The organism is Methanosarcina sp. DH1 (genome assembly GCF_020804205.1).
In the GTDB taxonomy this organism is placed as follows: Archaea; Halobacteriota; Methanosarcinia; order Methanosarcinales; family Methanosarcinaceae; genus Methanosarcina; species Methanosarcina vacuolata.
Genome location: NZ_WJBJ01000016.1, coordinates 89492 through 104900, shown reverse-complemented (window position 1 = coordinate 104900; position 15409 = coordinate 89492). Strand labels below are relative to the sequence as shown.

General features: G+C 37.4%; 11 protein-coding genes. 5 read left to right on the top strand and 6 right to left on the bottom strand.

The annotated features are described in order from the left end of the window. Positions 1 to 221 precede the first annotated feature (221 nt). The 3 genes from argH to FXW07_RS07860 all read right to left on the bottom strand — a co-directional run bounded on the left by argH (position 222) and on the right by FXW07_RS07860 (position 2638). Positions 222 to 1697, bottom strand: coding sequence for an argininosuccinate lyase (gene argH / locus FXW07_RS07870; protein ID WP_229394966.1), 1476 nt, complete (start codon positions 1695 to 1697; stop codon positions 222 to 224). A 490-nt stretch (positions 1698 to 2187) separates the two neighbouring features. Next, positions 2188 to 2382 (bottom strand): hypothetical protein, encoded by a 195-nt coding sequence (locus tag FXW07_RS07865; protein WP_052725477.1) that lies wholly within the window; start codon positions 2380 to 2382, stop codon positions 2188 to 2190. A gap of 19 nt (positions 2383 to 2401) precedes the next feature. Beyond that, entirely contained in the window at positions 2402 to 2638 is a 237-nt protein-coding gene (locus FXW07_RS07860) for a hypothetical protein (RefSeq protein WP_229394965.1), read from the bottom strand. A gap of 587 nt (positions 2639 to 3225) precedes the next feature. On the opposite strand from FXW07_RS07860, the gene mprF reads away from it, so the two are divergent. After that, complete coding sequence (mprF, locus tag FXW07_RS07855; RefSeq protein ID WP_229394964.1) at positions 3226 to 5871, top strand: bifunctional lysylphosphatidylglycerol flippase/synthetase MprF; 2646 nt, start codon at positions 3226 to 3228, stop codon at positions 5869 to 5871. 47 nt (positions 5872 to 5918) lie between these two features. Here the strand turns inward: mprF and FXW07_RS07850 are convergent, their stop codons facing one another. Continuing rightward, a complete protein-coding gene (locus tag FXW07_RS07850; RefSeq protein WP_229394963.1) occupies positions 5919 to 6614 on the bottom strand; it encodes a type 1 glutamine amidotransferase in 696 nt (231 codons plus the stop codon). A gap of 659 nt (positions 6615 to 7273) precedes the next feature. Here FXW07_RS07850 and FXW07_RS07845 point away from each other — a divergent pair. Genes FXW07_RS07845 through FXW07_RS07830 form a run of 4 tightly spaced genes read left to right on the top strand, consistent with a single transcriptional unit; the run spans position 7274 to position 14153 of the window. After that, positions 7274 to 7990, top strand: a complete 717-nt coding sequence (locus FXW07_RS07845) for a hypothetical protein (RefSeq protein ID WP_229394962.1) — start codon at positions 7274 to 7276, stop codon at positions 7988 to 7990. Beyond that, on the top strand, positions 7987 to 11112 hold the full coding sequence (locus tag FXW07_RS07840; protein WP_229394961.1) for a tubulin-like doman-containing protein: 3126 nt from the start codon (positions 7987 to 7989) through the stop codon (positions 11110 to 11112). The genes FXW07_RS07845 and FXW07_RS07840 overlap by 4 nt, the downstream gene beginning before the upstream one ends. Next, positions 11099 to 12577 (top strand): hypothetical protein, encoded by a 1479-nt coding sequence (locus FXW07_RS07835; protein WP_229394960.1) that lies wholly within the window; start codon positions 11099 to 11101, stop codon positions 12575 to 12577. Before FXW07_RS07840 ends, FXW07_RS07835 begins: the two co-directional genes overlap by 14 nt. Then, a complete protein-coding gene (locus tag FXW07_RS07830; RefSeq protein ID WP_229394959.1) occupies positions 12558 to 14153 on the top strand; it encodes a hypothetical protein in 1596 nt (531 codons plus the stop codon). Before FXW07_RS07835 ends, FXW07_RS07830 begins: the two co-directional genes overlap by 20 nt. Here FXW07_RS07830 and FXW07_RS07825 read toward each other — a convergent pair. Both FXW07_RS07825 and FXW07_RS07820 read right to left on the bottom strand, forming a co-directional pair. Next, positions 14148 to 14351 (bottom strand): hypothetical protein, encoded by a 204-nt coding sequence (locus FXW07_RS07825; protein ID WP_229394958.1) that lies wholly within the window; start codon positions 14349 to 14351, stop codon positions 14148 to 14150. The two genes, FXW07_RS07830 and FXW07_RS07825, sit on opposite strands and share 6 nt — an antisense overlap. Before the next feature lie 499 nt (positions 14352 to 14850). Continuing rightward, positions 14851 to 15303 (bottom strand): hypothetical protein, encoded by a 453-nt coding sequence (locus FXW07_RS07820; protein ID WP_229394957.1) that lies wholly within the window; start codon positions 15301 to 15303, stop codon positions 14851 to 14853. Between the last annotated feature and the right edge of the window lie 106 nt (positions 15304 to 15409).

Here is a 15409-nt window from a genome sequence, read left to right as displayed (position 1 = left end):
AGTAGTATTAATACTGAAATTATACTGAAATTAATACTGAAATTAATACTAATAAGTTTAAGAGGCCAATGTGATAGTGATATCAATACCGATATTAATTCTGAGATTAATACTGAGATTAATACTGAGTTTAAGAGGTCAATGTAATATTAATACTGGGTATTAATACTTAGTTTATCGACATCAAGTATACTTAAGTATGGAGTTTGCTTCTTTATAACTCAAGTTTTCCTGTACTCATTAACGGTTGCAAGCAGATTTTCAAAAGCTGAGTCTGTAATATCTTTCAGGGTTGCAATTTCCTGCCTGTTAAGTTCAAGCTCAGTCTGCCTTTTCGAGAGGTAATTTTGCATTTCTTCGGGAGCTGGTCCTCCAGTGATTTTTCTTCTCTTTACGTTCGAAACCGGGCTCAGGGCTTCTTTTACCATTTTCTCTGTGAGCCCCCGGCTTGAAAGAGATTCGCCCAGGACAATTTCGGCTACGGAATCGATTTTTTCTAGAGTTGGTTTTTCCATTTCCCTTGCGAGCATCCCAACGATCTGGTGGGCAGTCCTGAAAGGAATTCCGGTTTCCCGGACAAAGGTATCCGCAAGTTCGGTAGCGGTTGTAAAACCTGTAACTGACTGGGCAGTAAGCACTTCAGGGTGGACTTTCATAGTTTTTATCATTCCTTCCATAACCCTTACTGAAGCCCTTACCGTTTCTACAGACCGCCAGATATTTGGGGTTGCTTCCTGCAGGTCGCGGTTATAACTCAGGGGAAGCCCTTTGCAGATAGTAATCAGAGACATTAGTGCGCCCACTGCTACTCCTGTTTTCCCGCGCATAAGTTCGGCAGTGTCAGGATTTTTCTTCTGCGGCATGATTGAAGAAGTAGAAGCGTACATGTCGTCCAGTTCTATGAAATTGAATTCGGAAGTGGACCATATTACAAGTTCTTCGGCCATGCGGCTCAGGTTTATCATGAGGTTTGTAAATCCTGAGGCGCATTCAATAAGAAAGTCTCTGGTGCTGACCGCGTCCATTGAATTTTCAAGCAAGCCGTCAAAGCCCAGAAGCTCCTGGGTCCTTTTCCTGTTCAGGTTAAATCCCGTGGAAGCAAAAGCAGCAGCCCCAAGCGGGCAGAGGTTTACCCTGGAGTAAGCGTCCTGAACCCTGTCAAAGTCCCTGCCAAGAGCGGCTTCGTGGGCGCAGAGGTGATGAGCAAGCGTTGTCGGCTGTGCATGCTGCATGTGAGTAAAACCAGGCATGAGCGTTTCAGTATGTTTTTCCGCAAGGGTCAGAAACGTTTGCCTTAGTTCATGGATTTCTTCAAGCAGCCCGGTCAGTTCTTCCCTGAGCACCAGCCTGATGCAGGTCGCAACCTCATCATTTCTGGAACGCCCAGAATGCATCCTGCCCCCAACGTCTTCCCCAACCATATCGATGAGTCTTGACTCAAGAGAGATATGGATGTCTTCATAGCTGAAATCGAGCTTTTCCATCCCTTCCTCCCGGATTTTCAAAAGCCCGCTAAGGATTTTGCTGCAGTCCTCCCTATTTATGATGCCCTGCTCTTTTAGCATTACTGTGTGGGCAAGGTCTACTGCTATGTCAGCATCAAAAATCCACCTGTCAGCTTCCATAGAGGAGGTATAACGTAAAATTTCCTCGTCCTGGGCAGCCTCCAGCCTGCCTCTGCGTAAAATATTGCTCATCGGTTTTCCTCTCTCTGATTTTTGTGATATGAGTAGGTGTGAGTATAATTCCTGTTGATACGAATCTAATTTCTGTTAATGTCTGTGGCAATATATCTGTGAGATTAATCTGAGATTTAATCTGAGATTTAATATGAGGCTTATAAGATTTAACCTGAGATTTAATATGAGGCTTATAAGATTTAATATAAGACTTAAATGAAATACTTGATGCAAGATTTAAAGTAACATTTGTAGCGTGGTATTATTTCAAACGCTTAAATATGAATCGGTTTCGGGAAGTTATCCTTGTTTTTCTTTTAAGGCTAACTGTTCAGGTAGGCAACTGTTTTTTAGGTCTCCTCTTCAAATTGAATGGAAATTTCGTATCTTCTTCAAATTGAGTGGAAATCGCTCATCTTTCGCTCACCAAGCTTTTTTCTCTGATTAGTTGAGCCAGAGATGGCATCTCAAAAGCAGTACGTTTTTTCTTTTCCACATAAAAGCACATCTAAAATGGTTTCCCGGTCTTATTGGAAACTGTAAAATAAGCGGTATAATAAGGATTACAAAGAATCTGAGTATAATAATTGACACCATTGACTCTTGCACCTGTATCATCAATCTGCTGATAAGGCGTAACCTTAAGACCTTCCAGAAAAATCTCGGCTTTCTCCTGATGAAAGAAATCAATATCTTTTGTCAAGATTCGAGAAATAGTGGCTTTAGATATATGAACACCAATATTTTCCAGTGCATCGATTCCAAAGTATGTCAGAAATGAATTTTTTGAAAACCACTGAAAGCACGGAAGACACGGAAATCAGTAGTAAAGGCGTTTTTCTTCCGTGATTTCCGTGTTTTCCGTGGGTGTAATCTCCAGATCGAATCACTCTGCGACAGGCTGCGTTTTCCATGGCTGTGTTTTCCATGGCTGTGTTTTCCGTGTTACAGAATTCCATGTGACTTTAAAATAATATTTGCGTCGCAAACTGTATTTATTTTCTTATTATGTATATATTTGAGAATCGATATACTAGAAATTCATGTATTTTGGGTTCTGAAAAATTAGCAACATGATTAAGAGTGATCATAAGAGACTTGATCCCAGGACTAAATTTACCCTTTATACTTTCTGGAAGTTTACCGGAATATGTTTTGTGCTCAGAAGTAGAATAAAAAATCTCAATCATGTAGCTGGTGTTTACAGGCTTTATTGATACATCCTGAATTATTACATTTCTTCTTTACTTTTTGTTTTAATTCTTCTGCAACAGGCAACTTAATAAATTCTCTCACTCAAAACAAATATTTTGAAACGTTTCCTGGGATTAGAGCCGATATGTATATATTTTAAGGAAATTACTTTGTCTGTTAAAACACAAAATTAAAAATATTTGCTAAGCAATTAAATAGAATTATGTAAAAAATTTAAAAAGGTTTAAATAAGAAATTAATAAAGAGCTTAGTTAGAAATTATGAATAAGTCAGGTTAGAAATTATGAACGAATTAAGTGAGAAAAAAGTTAAGTGAAAAACGCTGATCTCAATGACAGACAAAGGAAGTATGCGGGAAAAGACTCTTATAATAGAGAGGTTTGCAGGCTACCTTCTGCCAGTGGTTATATTTTCTCTGGCTTTGTGGACCCTGGATAAACAGGTACGCCATTTGCACTCGATGTATGTGCTCAAAAGTATTACCAGCATTCCACTGAGCCATATAGAGCTTGCGTTCTTTTTAACCTTCTTGAGTTATCTTGCTTTAACAGGTTATGATTACCTGGCAGTTCGTCATATTAATAACCCTCTGCCCTATAAGCAGACTGCTAGGGCTTCTTTTATCAGTACGTCCATAAGTTATAGTGTTGGTTTTAATATACTGACAGGAAGTTCCCTTAGATACAGGTTTTACTCCAGAAATGGGCTGAACCTGCGCCAGATCTGGGAAATTATTATTTTCTGCATACTTACTTTCTGGGTTGGGTTTTGCTTTGTCGGTGGTTTGCTTTTCACATTCTATCCTGTGAAACTGTCGGATTACGTGCCCGAGATCCCTATCCCGTTAAACCTTATTGGAATTCTTTTACTACTAAGTGTTGCTGTTTATTTCTTTTTCTCGTTCAGAAAATTGAATTTCATGACAAAAGGGTACCAGATCAGGATCCCTGAACCGAAAATAGCGTTCTTGCAGCTTGGCTTATCGTCAGTAGATTACCTGCTTTCGGGAAGTATTATCTATTTCCTTTTGCCTTCAAATCCACATCTTACCCTGCTTCATGTCCTTGTGTTCTTTGCGCTGGCGCAGATTATAGGGCTGATAAGTACTGTCCCGGGCGGGCTTGGGGTTTTTGAAACCCTTATGCTGTTTATGCTGGAACCGTATTTCGGTACGGTCGATATAATTAAACCGCTTCTTCTTTTCAGGACAATTTACTATTTCGTGCCCTTCCTTATTGGGCTGCTGGCCCTTATGTTCTATGAATATCAAGAGAGAGACGAATTCCTGAGGAAAATTGAAAAAGCTACGTATTCAAGCCTGTCCGAGCTAGCACCTCAGGTCTTTTCGATTCTTGTTTTCCTTGGAGGAGTTTCCCTTCTCTTTTCCGGAGCTCTACCTTCAGATCCAAGGTACCTGCATGACCTCAATTACATTATTCCTCTTCCATTAATCGAAGCTTCCAGGCTTTTTGGAAGCATTATGGGGGTATTACTCCTGCTCATGGCAAACGGCCTCTGGAAAAGAATTGACGGAGCCTATATTCTTTCTCTTTCCGTACTTTTGATGGGTGGGATATTTGCCCTCCTGAAAGGCTTTGATTACCATGAAGCTGCGATTCTTTTTATCCTGTTTTTATTTTTGCTTCCCTGCAGAAAATATTTTTACAGAAAATCCTCGCTTATGCATCAGTCTTTTAGCAGGAGTAATGTAATTGCAATAGTCCTGGTCTTCGTAAGCTTCGTATGGCTTGGATTTTTTTCATACCATAACGTGAAATATTCAAACGAACTCTGGTGGCAGTTCGGGATCAATTCCCAGGCCTCCAGCTTTTTAAGGGCTACGGTAGGAGCTTTCATTCTGCTTCTTGTTCTTGGGATGGCAAAAATCCTGAGCCCCTTTTCCAGGGACATTCACATTCCAGAGGCAGATGAGATGGAGCTTGCAAAAAGAATTATCAATCAGAGTGAGGAAACGGCTGGAAACCTGGTATTTACCAGGGACAAATATCTGCTTTTTGATGATAATAAGCAGGCTTTTTTGATGTATGGAGTTTCCGGAAAAACCTGGGTTGCAATGGGAGATATCGTTGGAACCAGCAGCCAGGCAAAAGAACTGATCTGGGACTTTTATGAAATGAGCAAGCTGCACCAGGGCAGGGCTGCTTTCTATGAGGTGAGCGAAAAATATATTCCGGTTTATCTTGACCTTGGCCTGACACTTATAAAAATCGGGGAAGAGGCGAAAGTTCCCCTTGAGGCTTTTACCCTGGAAGGAAGTGCAAGCAAAGATTTCCGTTATACTGTAAGGAATGTGGAGAAAAAAGGATACTGGTTTGAAATTGTCTCTAAAGAAGAGGTTCGGAGCCTTATGCCTGAACTCCGAAATATCTCGGATGCCTGGCTGGAAATGAAAGCAGGAAAAGAAAAGCGATTCTCAATTGGTTACTTTGACGAAAAATACCTGAGTAATTTCCCGATTGCCCTTGTCAGGAACGAGTCCGAAATCGTTGCTTTTGCAAATATCTGGACAGGTGCGGATAATGAAGAAATCAGTGTTGACCTCATGCGCCACAAGCCCGACGCCCCTGACAGGACAATGGAATATCTTTTTGTCAAGCTCATGCTCTGGGGAAAAGAAAAAGGGTACAGGCGTTTTTCACTCGGGATGGCTCCACTTTCAGGGCTTGAAACGCGGCAATTCGCTCCGATGTGGCATAAAATCGGGTCTTTAATCTTTACTCACGGAGAACACTTTTATAACTATAAAGGACTTCGGGATTTTAAAGAAAAATTCAACCCTGTCTGGAGCCCGAAATATATTGCTCTTCCCAAAGGGCTAAAACAGGGCCTTGTGTTGAAAGATATTGCAGCCCTGATCTCAGGAGGAGTGAAAGGGATTTTCTCAAAAGAAAATAAACGAACAGCAAGCCTCACAGGGCATCAGGCACCGGAAAAGCCATCCGAAGAACTCACCTGATTCTTCTGCCGGTTGAATGACCGAATAGCTGAATAGTTCAATACTCGTTAACTCATTTTTTCAAATTTATCCAGCACTAAAAACATGAATTCCTTTGTGGCAGCCAGATATTTGCTCTGCCCGAGCATTTCCTCTTTTTTCTGAACAAACGGCCCATTTGCCATCCCATCCCCAAACCGCTTGATCAAACTCAGAATTCTGTCTTCATTTACTTCAGGGTGAAATTGAAGTGCTACAACCCTGCCATTGTAGATAAACCCCTGATTCTTGCAGCCTTCGCTTTCAAAAAGCTGAACTGCTCCTGCGGGAAGGTCAAAAGTCCTGGAGTGCCAGTGAAAAACTGTTATCTCGTCCGGCAGCCCCTCAAGAAATTCCGGCTTATTCTCGCTTCCGAGCGCCTTTACAGGAAACCATCCCATTTCCATGTGCCTATTTTCATATACGTGGGCCCCAAGGATATCGGCAAGCAATTGTGCACCGAGGCAGATTCCCAGTACAGGTTTTCCTGCTTCGATTGCCTGCTTGATAAACGTTTTTTCATCTATCAGCCAGGAATTTTCTTTATAGTCGTAAACTCCAATCGGGCCGCCCACGATGATAAGAAGGTCAAAAGTATCAAGTTCTGGAGAGCTTATCGTTTCGTAAAAACGGGTTGATTCAAGCCTGTAGTTTTTAGTTTTTGCATACTCTTCAATGGTGCCGAGGGTATTTATGGAGGAATGCTGGAGAACGTGGATTTTCATAAGAGGTCATTTTTTGTTCTTTCATTTAAATAAATAGTTCAACACTTGTTTAAACCTTAACTGAAATGGACCTGGATAGATCATACTTTATGCGAATCGGATATTGTTTTACTTGGCTGAATAATTGCAGAATAATGTTATTTTCTTAAAAATATTTGTGAAATGTCAGGTGAAATCCAGTACAGACTGCCAATGTGTATTTAACTGTTGGTAAAGTTGTGAGTTAATAAGGTCACTCAATAGTGTAAACTATTTATAGTCAATGCACAAATTAATACACAGTTAAACACTACAATCCAAATTTATAAGTAGAAACACCAACGGGCATGGAAAAGACTCAATTCAGACTTTATAACTATTGAGAGTACTGAAATCTCTGTGCTCTTATTCTTCTTAGTCTGCTTTTTCAGTGGTTTACCTTTGGTTTGAGTTATATATCCGAATGAGAAATTAGACTCTACTGATTAACTGCATTTCTTAATGTTTAGTTTATGACTATCATTCTTGTTAATGCCTAAATATTTGCCAGATTTATTATAAATGTGTAAGTTATAGCATATTAATATTTAAACAAATATTTAATTAAAAAGACTTCAATATTATAACTGTTTAATAGAAAATCTATTGTTGAATAATTTAAAGCGACGGTGTAATAAAAAATGAAATCGTTCAAGAGTGTAAACTACTTATTTTTATCACTGTTCTTACTTTTACTTCTTGGAAGTACAGCATTAGCAACAAATGTTGAGATTAACGGTCAAACACAAGATAAAGTTTCAGAGGGACAGGTAATAAATTATACACTAACAATAAATAATATTTCACCAGCTGCCGATTACATATCTTTTGACACCGATTTGGTTAAAATTGATAATTCTCATTTATATAATATTACAAATTTAAACGTTACAAGTGACTCCAACAAATTCGATTTCCCGGTTAATGAAAGCACAACAAAAATTGTTGTTAATATTAAAGGGCAAATTCCGCATATATCTGAAGAAAAACAGTATGATGGTGTAACACTCATTAAATATAAAAAAAATACGGGCTATGCTTATGATAGAATCACGCTTATAAATAGCAAAGGAGATCAGATCGAAAGCGTGGAAACACGCCCCTTCGAAATTTCACTTCCGGAAGTTGAATCATTCAGAGAACAAATAAATAAAATAGATGACCCTTTTTTCAAGACCTATCTGCAGGATCTTCACGACAAGGGACTTGTTACAGAGTCAAAAACACTTGCTGATCATTTGACTGAAGATAATGAATGGCCTTCATACTGGTGGCTTATTATAGGTGTGATTGCGGGCCTGATAATCGGTATTATAATCGGTATAAGAATGAATAACAGCCGAGAGGTTATCGAATGACAGACATGGACGACTCAAGGCAATCTTTAAAATATCCTACTAATCTAACAATCATAGGTTTGGGCGGCTGCGGAAAAAAACTTGCTCGTGAGATATGCGATTATGATTGGTTGCTCCACTACTACTCTAAGGGCAGAAATAAACTTAAAATTTATACAATGGATACGGACGCCAATGAATCTGAAATAGATGAGGAGTTGGCAACAAAAATCATGGCGAAAGTAAATAAGTTGGAGGGCGCGGGAAACATCGAATTTAAATCCTACTATCTGCCAGAACTTGCAAATGTTACAAATGTATCCGATTTAACCAGCTCTAAAGTTTCAGCGAGCATAAAGGGATTCCGCTCGATCAATACCTGGTGGTTGCATGATCCCGAAAATGGAGTTACCTTCCAGGGCCTGAAAGGTATTGATCCCTTCATCATGGACGACTTCGGGGGTGGTGTGCATCGCAGAAGAGCTGTCTCAAAAGCTATTCTGTATAAAGTTCTGAGTGAAGGGCAATCGAATGGATTTCCAACATTTTCGACTACTGAAGCCACAGCTATTATAGTAGGGGTCGGGGGAGGTACTGGCTCAGGCATGTTCATAGATCTTGCAAGATATATCAAGAAAAAACAGGAAAATAAAATATATCTCTTTGCAGTGCTTCCAACAACTAAAGAAGGAAAAAAAGAACAGCTTAATGCTGCCATTTCTCTTACAGAGCTTGAATACTTAAATGTGTTTCGTGATGAGAACCTTTTTGATCATATAATATTTACAACCCTGGGTCCCACGGAATATGCTAACGGACAGCATGAGTTAGAAGCCGTAGGTGACTTTGATTCGGTTTTCCCGCAGATTCTCATTAACTTCTTCCATATAGAGAACAGTGATATTCACCTGTGTGACACAAGAAAGCCCTATTCATCTTTTCTGTTTGCTGATTCGCATGTAATCGAATATCCCGTAGAAGAACTTAGGAAATTAAAGAAGCGGTACAGCCAGATTGTTGACGAACTCGGGGAGATTGTTGTTGCAAGGAAAAAAATAAATGAGGCTGTTGAAGGGCTCCTTATTAAGTTCAATATAAATGGAGAATCCGCTCCAACGACTGAAGTCTTTGGGTTCCTGAAAACCGAGTGTGAAAATATCATAAGAGTGTGGACAAACGACATCGCAGAACGGCTCAGGTACCACAGCGTGGAAAATATAAAGACATTCATTGGCTATAATATTTCAGATATTCAATTTGATGAGATTGGAACATATAATGAACTGACGTCTTATATTTCACGAGCTAAGTATTCTACTCAAGGCGTTACGCCACCTGAACTCAAAGATGAAACCGATAAAAAATTATTCCGCTTGATTCCAGAAGCTCTTGAGACGCTCGAAAAAACTGCAAGTTTATTCAAACGGGTTGCAGTTGTTGAGAATGAGGAGTGCAGGTCTGTAATGATCAATATCCTGAAAGGAAAACTGGAAATCTCTCCTCTTCATGGAGCGCTGAACGCTAAGAGTCAGGAAATTCAAACTCTGAATACGAAGCTGAAGGTCAACAAGCAAGATATAGCTGAGTTAGATTCTGTTTCCACCGGAGTAGATGAAAACATCAATAATATCTTAAACGATATCGATAGTGACCTTGGGGTCTATGCGCAAACCAACAGGAACATCAAATACCTTCCTGATAAAGAACGAAAGTTGAAAGAAATATTAGATGAATATATAGAAAAATTGAGCACCGGGAAAGTTGTGGGGAGAGATAAAAATAATTGGTTTTTATCTGCAGGCACTAAAAATATTAAAACAGAAATTGAGGCAGTCTCAAAAGATAATGAATATGATCTTGAAAACCTAAGTAAATTTATTGATGCTATCACTAATTATTATTTTTATAACTATATGTCCGAAGAAGTTGAAAAGTTCAGCTTTCGTAGGCTTATATTAGGGAACAAACAGGCACTGAAAAATAAATATAAACAAGAAGCTGGAAAAGCAGAAGATTATATCAATTTAAATAAAAAACAATGGGGTATTCGTATCGATCCCCCCTTTACTATAGTCATACCTGATAATTTTTTGACTATAGATTTAATTAAAAAGAATGATGAACTTCGAGAGCATATAAATAATTTTATATTTACTGATCTTAATAATAATGTAAGCACTGAAAAACTAGATGAAATATTCGTATCCGATGACAAGGCAAAAATCAGGAAATCTTTGCGAGAGTATCTGAGAGATCTCTATCTGGAAGATGCTAGCTACTTCAAAAAGAAGGAAGAGCTATCTGAATACAAAGAAAGTCTGGAGGGAGAACTCAAAGAAAAGAACCTTCAGCGGAATATGCTTGAAAAAGTCGATGTCGCCATGAACGAAACATATTCAACCCGGGCAGCTTTCGTTCGACATTATGATTCTTTCTATGAACATTTTGAGAACATCAATAAAAAAATAGATATTGCAACAACGAATGGCATATACAAAACTAAACTTGGAAGTGTTAACCCCCAGATACTGTCTCTTGTGGAAGACAAATCTGATATGGGCAACCTTGACATGGATACGAACGGAAAATCAGAGCTTGACAAACTCATAAACCTTGCAAGAGCCAAATATCAGAATTTATTTGACAGTAGAACACTTGGAGTAAATTATTTAAAAATTTCACTCACTGATACCGAAAGATGGACTTTTGATAAAGCTGCTTTAGTTGTATCATCCACCTCCGGATATGTACGTTCTGAACTCATGAAGAGCAAGATCGGCGTAGATATCAATCAGAGCCTGTCTTTGCAGCATCCCAATGATTCCCTGTTTACTACTCACGGACATACAAAACCCTGGGAGATTGCTCTTACCTTTTTTGCCGCATCAAGTTTTCTTGACAATATTTACCCACTTGTAGCTGGAGGAGGGTACTGGGAAATTTATGCAAAGAATAAGGAAAATATCCTGCATCACGTCCTCAAACTTCAGGATGGAAAATACATAACTCGAAATATTCTCTTAAGTCCAGAAGAAGCAGGAAATATTGCAAATAACGAAAGGATAGAGGAAATACCCCAGAAAATCAAGAACCTTTATGAAGTGAAGCCATTAAAGGAGGCCTTGAAACTTGAGAATAAGTAAAAAAGGTACAGTTTTAGGCCTGGACATCACTATAAATAATACGAATTTAGAAATTATTTTTGTTTTAGTTGGGTTTCTCCTATCTCTCATTTTTTTATATATGAGTAGGTCCTACTGGATAGCAGATACAAAATGGTACGTAAAACTCACTCTCAGTTTTCTCGTAGCATCTTTTATTTCCAGTGCTATTGGGATGATTCTTGAGCGAAACTCCATAATTGGAGGAATTTTCTTACTTTCAGTGTTCTTGCCATTTTTGTATGTCTTTTACGTAAGTGGATTTTTACTTGTTGACGGATTCATACTTGGAATGTTAGAAGGTGGATACCTAAGTTTTTATTCATATTTTAAAAATTCCTTTGACAGACTTGCGATGTATTTACGTCGGTTGATCATGGCCTTTTTTGTATTTACCTCATTATATCTAGTCATTCGAGCTTTTACTACCATGAATGAGTCTTTTCAAGAAATCCCACAAAACGAGATTTCAAAATTTATATTTTTAATCGTAATTTTGTTTATATTTTCGTTCCTTTTGAAGGAGACCATTCACGGTATAAGGGCTTATGATGTATTTGTATATGGTCCATCAGGATCAGGAAAAACATTGTTGCTGCTTGCGTTATATGATCAGTTCATAGTTTTTTTAGGAGGTGAAAGGAAAGAATTTATTGTGTCGGAAAAAAACAACGAAAGTTTAAAGATTGGAAATATGCTTGCTGCTCTGGAAAACGGAGAACTACCAAAAAGCAACCTCCGGACAGATCTTGCACTATATAAGTTATCAGGTAAAAAAGGATTCAAGCCTGTAAGAATGAAATTTATCGACTATGGGGGAGAACATACAAAAGATTTTGACTCAACTATATATCAGAAAACAATTGATGACCTTCACGACAGTTTCGGTACAGAAACTGTCGAACTGAATAATAAAATAGAAGATATGAGTTATGTAAAGGAATTGCAAAAATCTAATCCTGATAACTTTGCACAGTCTGTGGAGAAAGTTGTTTTTGCCCATATATATAAAAGTTTAGTAAATGCAGGTAAAATCATTTTCCTTGTGGATGGGGATTATATCGTTAATTTCCGTGATGGTGATGGTAAACATAATTTGACAAAACTTTTCGGTCAATACTCACATATCATCAGTACATTTGGGAATGAGAAATCGTATGCGATTGTAGTAACTAAGACTGACAAGTTCGAGGACCTCTCTCAGATTCTTGAGAACTCAAACGAGGCGGAAAATATTGAACATAAAATATATAAAATGTTTTATGAAATTAACACATTCAAGGAAATTGTGAATAAATCCGAAAAAATACCGATCTACATGTACACCGTTAGTGTGGATGCAACCATGAAACCTCAGATTATGGGATATGGGGATGCAGAAACACAACAAAAATGTCTAAAAATAAATCCCTGGAGGGTTGTTGAGATTGAAAAATTCAGCTTCTAATCCTCTTGAAGGAACTCCAAAGGATTTTGCTCCTTACGGGATATATAATTCAACGGGCCAGCTATTAAAAGGCAATATACTTTTTGGACAATATACTGAACTGGCAACGCAGCTTGATACAAAAAGGAGTGCTTTCTATTTAAAGTCAAACGAAAACGGAAACGAAGTAATTTTGGGATGTAGTTTGAGTGTAAAAACTGATAATGGAAGAGAAGAAAGAATTGTGTTCATTCAGGTCTACAAAAATTTACATTCCCAAAATAGAGTTAATTCTGATATTCAGTTATTAAAGCAATTTTCTGATATTCAGTCATTAAAGCAGTTATATGAAGGTGTCGAATCTGAGGTAGAGAGACTAGATTTGAAGAAATACAGGTTAGTAGGGCTTTGGGATGAAAAGGATTTTAGAAATATAAGTGAAATTCAGATAAATGATGATGTTTTAGAATACACAGCAGGTAAGATTCTTGCTGGCAGAAAAGTATCAGTTAAGGTCTCGGACCTCAGTAGTGGTCTTTCCTTGATTATTAGATTAATTGAAAGATTAAGGTATAGATATACGTTTAGTGTAGATGTTTCTCAGTATCCTTCGGAGACGGAAGTATCTATTAGTTTGATGAAACCGAACCCCGATTTTGAGATCGAAGAAAACGGAAAATACAGAAAATCTGCTGAATCAGAATTATGGGATTTTTATAAAGATCTGAGTAAAGAACCCTTAAAAGATAAAACTTCTCATTCAAAAGGAAGTCAAACTCAACCAGACTTTATAAGCCCTGTTGTAAATAAAATATTAAGTGACTCGTTACATTATCGTAGTCCTTCTGATCTAGTTTTAAACGAATTTGATGATAATGAGAAAGTTGAACTATTTCAGGGGTTAGTCAAAAAACCTGCTGATATCAGTAATTCCATTATTAAAAAGGTTCTCTTAGATATATATAACAAAATTGAATCTCCAGAATGTAAAAAAGATCTTTATAAAGTATTAATCTCAAATAATGTATATATTGAAGGCCCAATTAAAGACCTTATAATAGGTATATACACAGAACATGATGAAGACCTGTTTAATTTGCTCTTTAGTAATACCTCACTGGAGAAATCATCTCAAAACAATTTAGGTGGCAGGCGGGCACAGAACTCTTTAAAAAATTCTAAGTACAAATCTTTTAAGGAAGAAATTAAAAAGGCACTAGAACTATTTGAATATTCAGACAAAATTAGCTTTTTAAAGTTCATTGCCGCTGAAGCGCCTCCAAAGCCAAAAGATGAAGGAAGAATCCTTCTCGGGACTTTGATAGAAGATCTGGTTAGTATCAAAAAAAATGATTTTGTTTTAAAGCTAAGTGAAGAAGAAGCTGAAAATCTGGATCAAATTCAAGGTACAGACTACCTGAAAACAAAAAAAACACTAAAACAAGGGAAGAAAAGCAGGAATATCAAAATAATTTTTTATACTAGTGCTCTGGTTATAATCATCATAACTGCATCTTATTTTTATATCTATTTAGCCCCATCTTTATTTCTTTATTTAGAGAAGGCTTTTGATTACTTACTTTCCATTTTTTCATAATTTACAACGGGTTCCAGCCATACATTGCGCGTGACCAAAGTATAGCTTAACTTTCTGCTGTTCGTGGAAAGTTTCACTCTCCCAGACAAACCCGCAGAGCACCCGGCTGAAATAAACGTATTTATATTCCAGTGTGTAGTTATAAAGCTGATCAAGAATGAAGTCTGACACTATAATACGCAGTTTTCTAATAGCCATTTTAGTATCACTTATAGTATTAATTATAGAAGGAGCCTACTACGGACTACGTCTTGGAAATACTGATGTTCTCACTGCTGGTTTTGTCAATAACTATTCAGATTTAACCAGCCCCGTAAACATAATATTCCTTGCTATAATATTCGTCTTAACACTTGTGATGGCCTTAAGTAAGATATCTAAAAAAGAAAGGCCGTAAAAATAGAAAATGAGGGTTCAAAAAGATTATAAAAACAGGAAAATCCGACTATGGATGTAGTGGCTTAAAATCTGACAAAAAGCTCCTCAGCTTGCAGTACCAAACCTGAAACAATAAAACCTATAACAATATTTTTTCCCAGTTTTCGAAAAACTGTCAAGAAATTTATTAAACATAAAACTATTGCTATTTTCAATTTCGTTTTTGCAGAGTATCTGAAGATATCATTTTTTATTCAGCCTAAGGTAACAGGTTACAACCTCTCATTTGCACTGGACTGGAACGATAAAATTTGAGATCTCAATATCGGTTAGCATAATAATTATATAAATATATAGATAAAACTCCCTGCGCCAGAATTAAAGAACCAAAAAGACAAAGCATCCAGAATTCTGCGCCCATGAAACCCAATATAAATACGATAACAGTATTTAGATATAGCATATATTCATTTGTTTTTGACCCGGCTTTTTCCCTGATGAGAGTATTTCTTTCGTCTTTCATTTCAATTTCGAGTTGTTTCTCCGCTTTTGTGGAGTCTTTAATTGCGAAAAGCTTTAAAATATTGTTAACTGAATTCCCGAATATCAGTAATGCTATTGCAAGTGGAATAATTACCCGTATATCCCTGCCATATAATTTTATAGCAAATAAACACCCTGTAATAATTCCTGCACTTATCCCAACTAATATATAATTTTTAACTTGACTGGACTCAGTCCCAAAATCTAGTGATAAAAGTAAGTGTAACATCACTACACAAAATTATAATTCTATAATTATGTAATGATGTTACGGCAAAAACAATGGTAACTATAAACCTTACTCTTAATAACTTTTCGGAGCTCCCTGCTCTCTT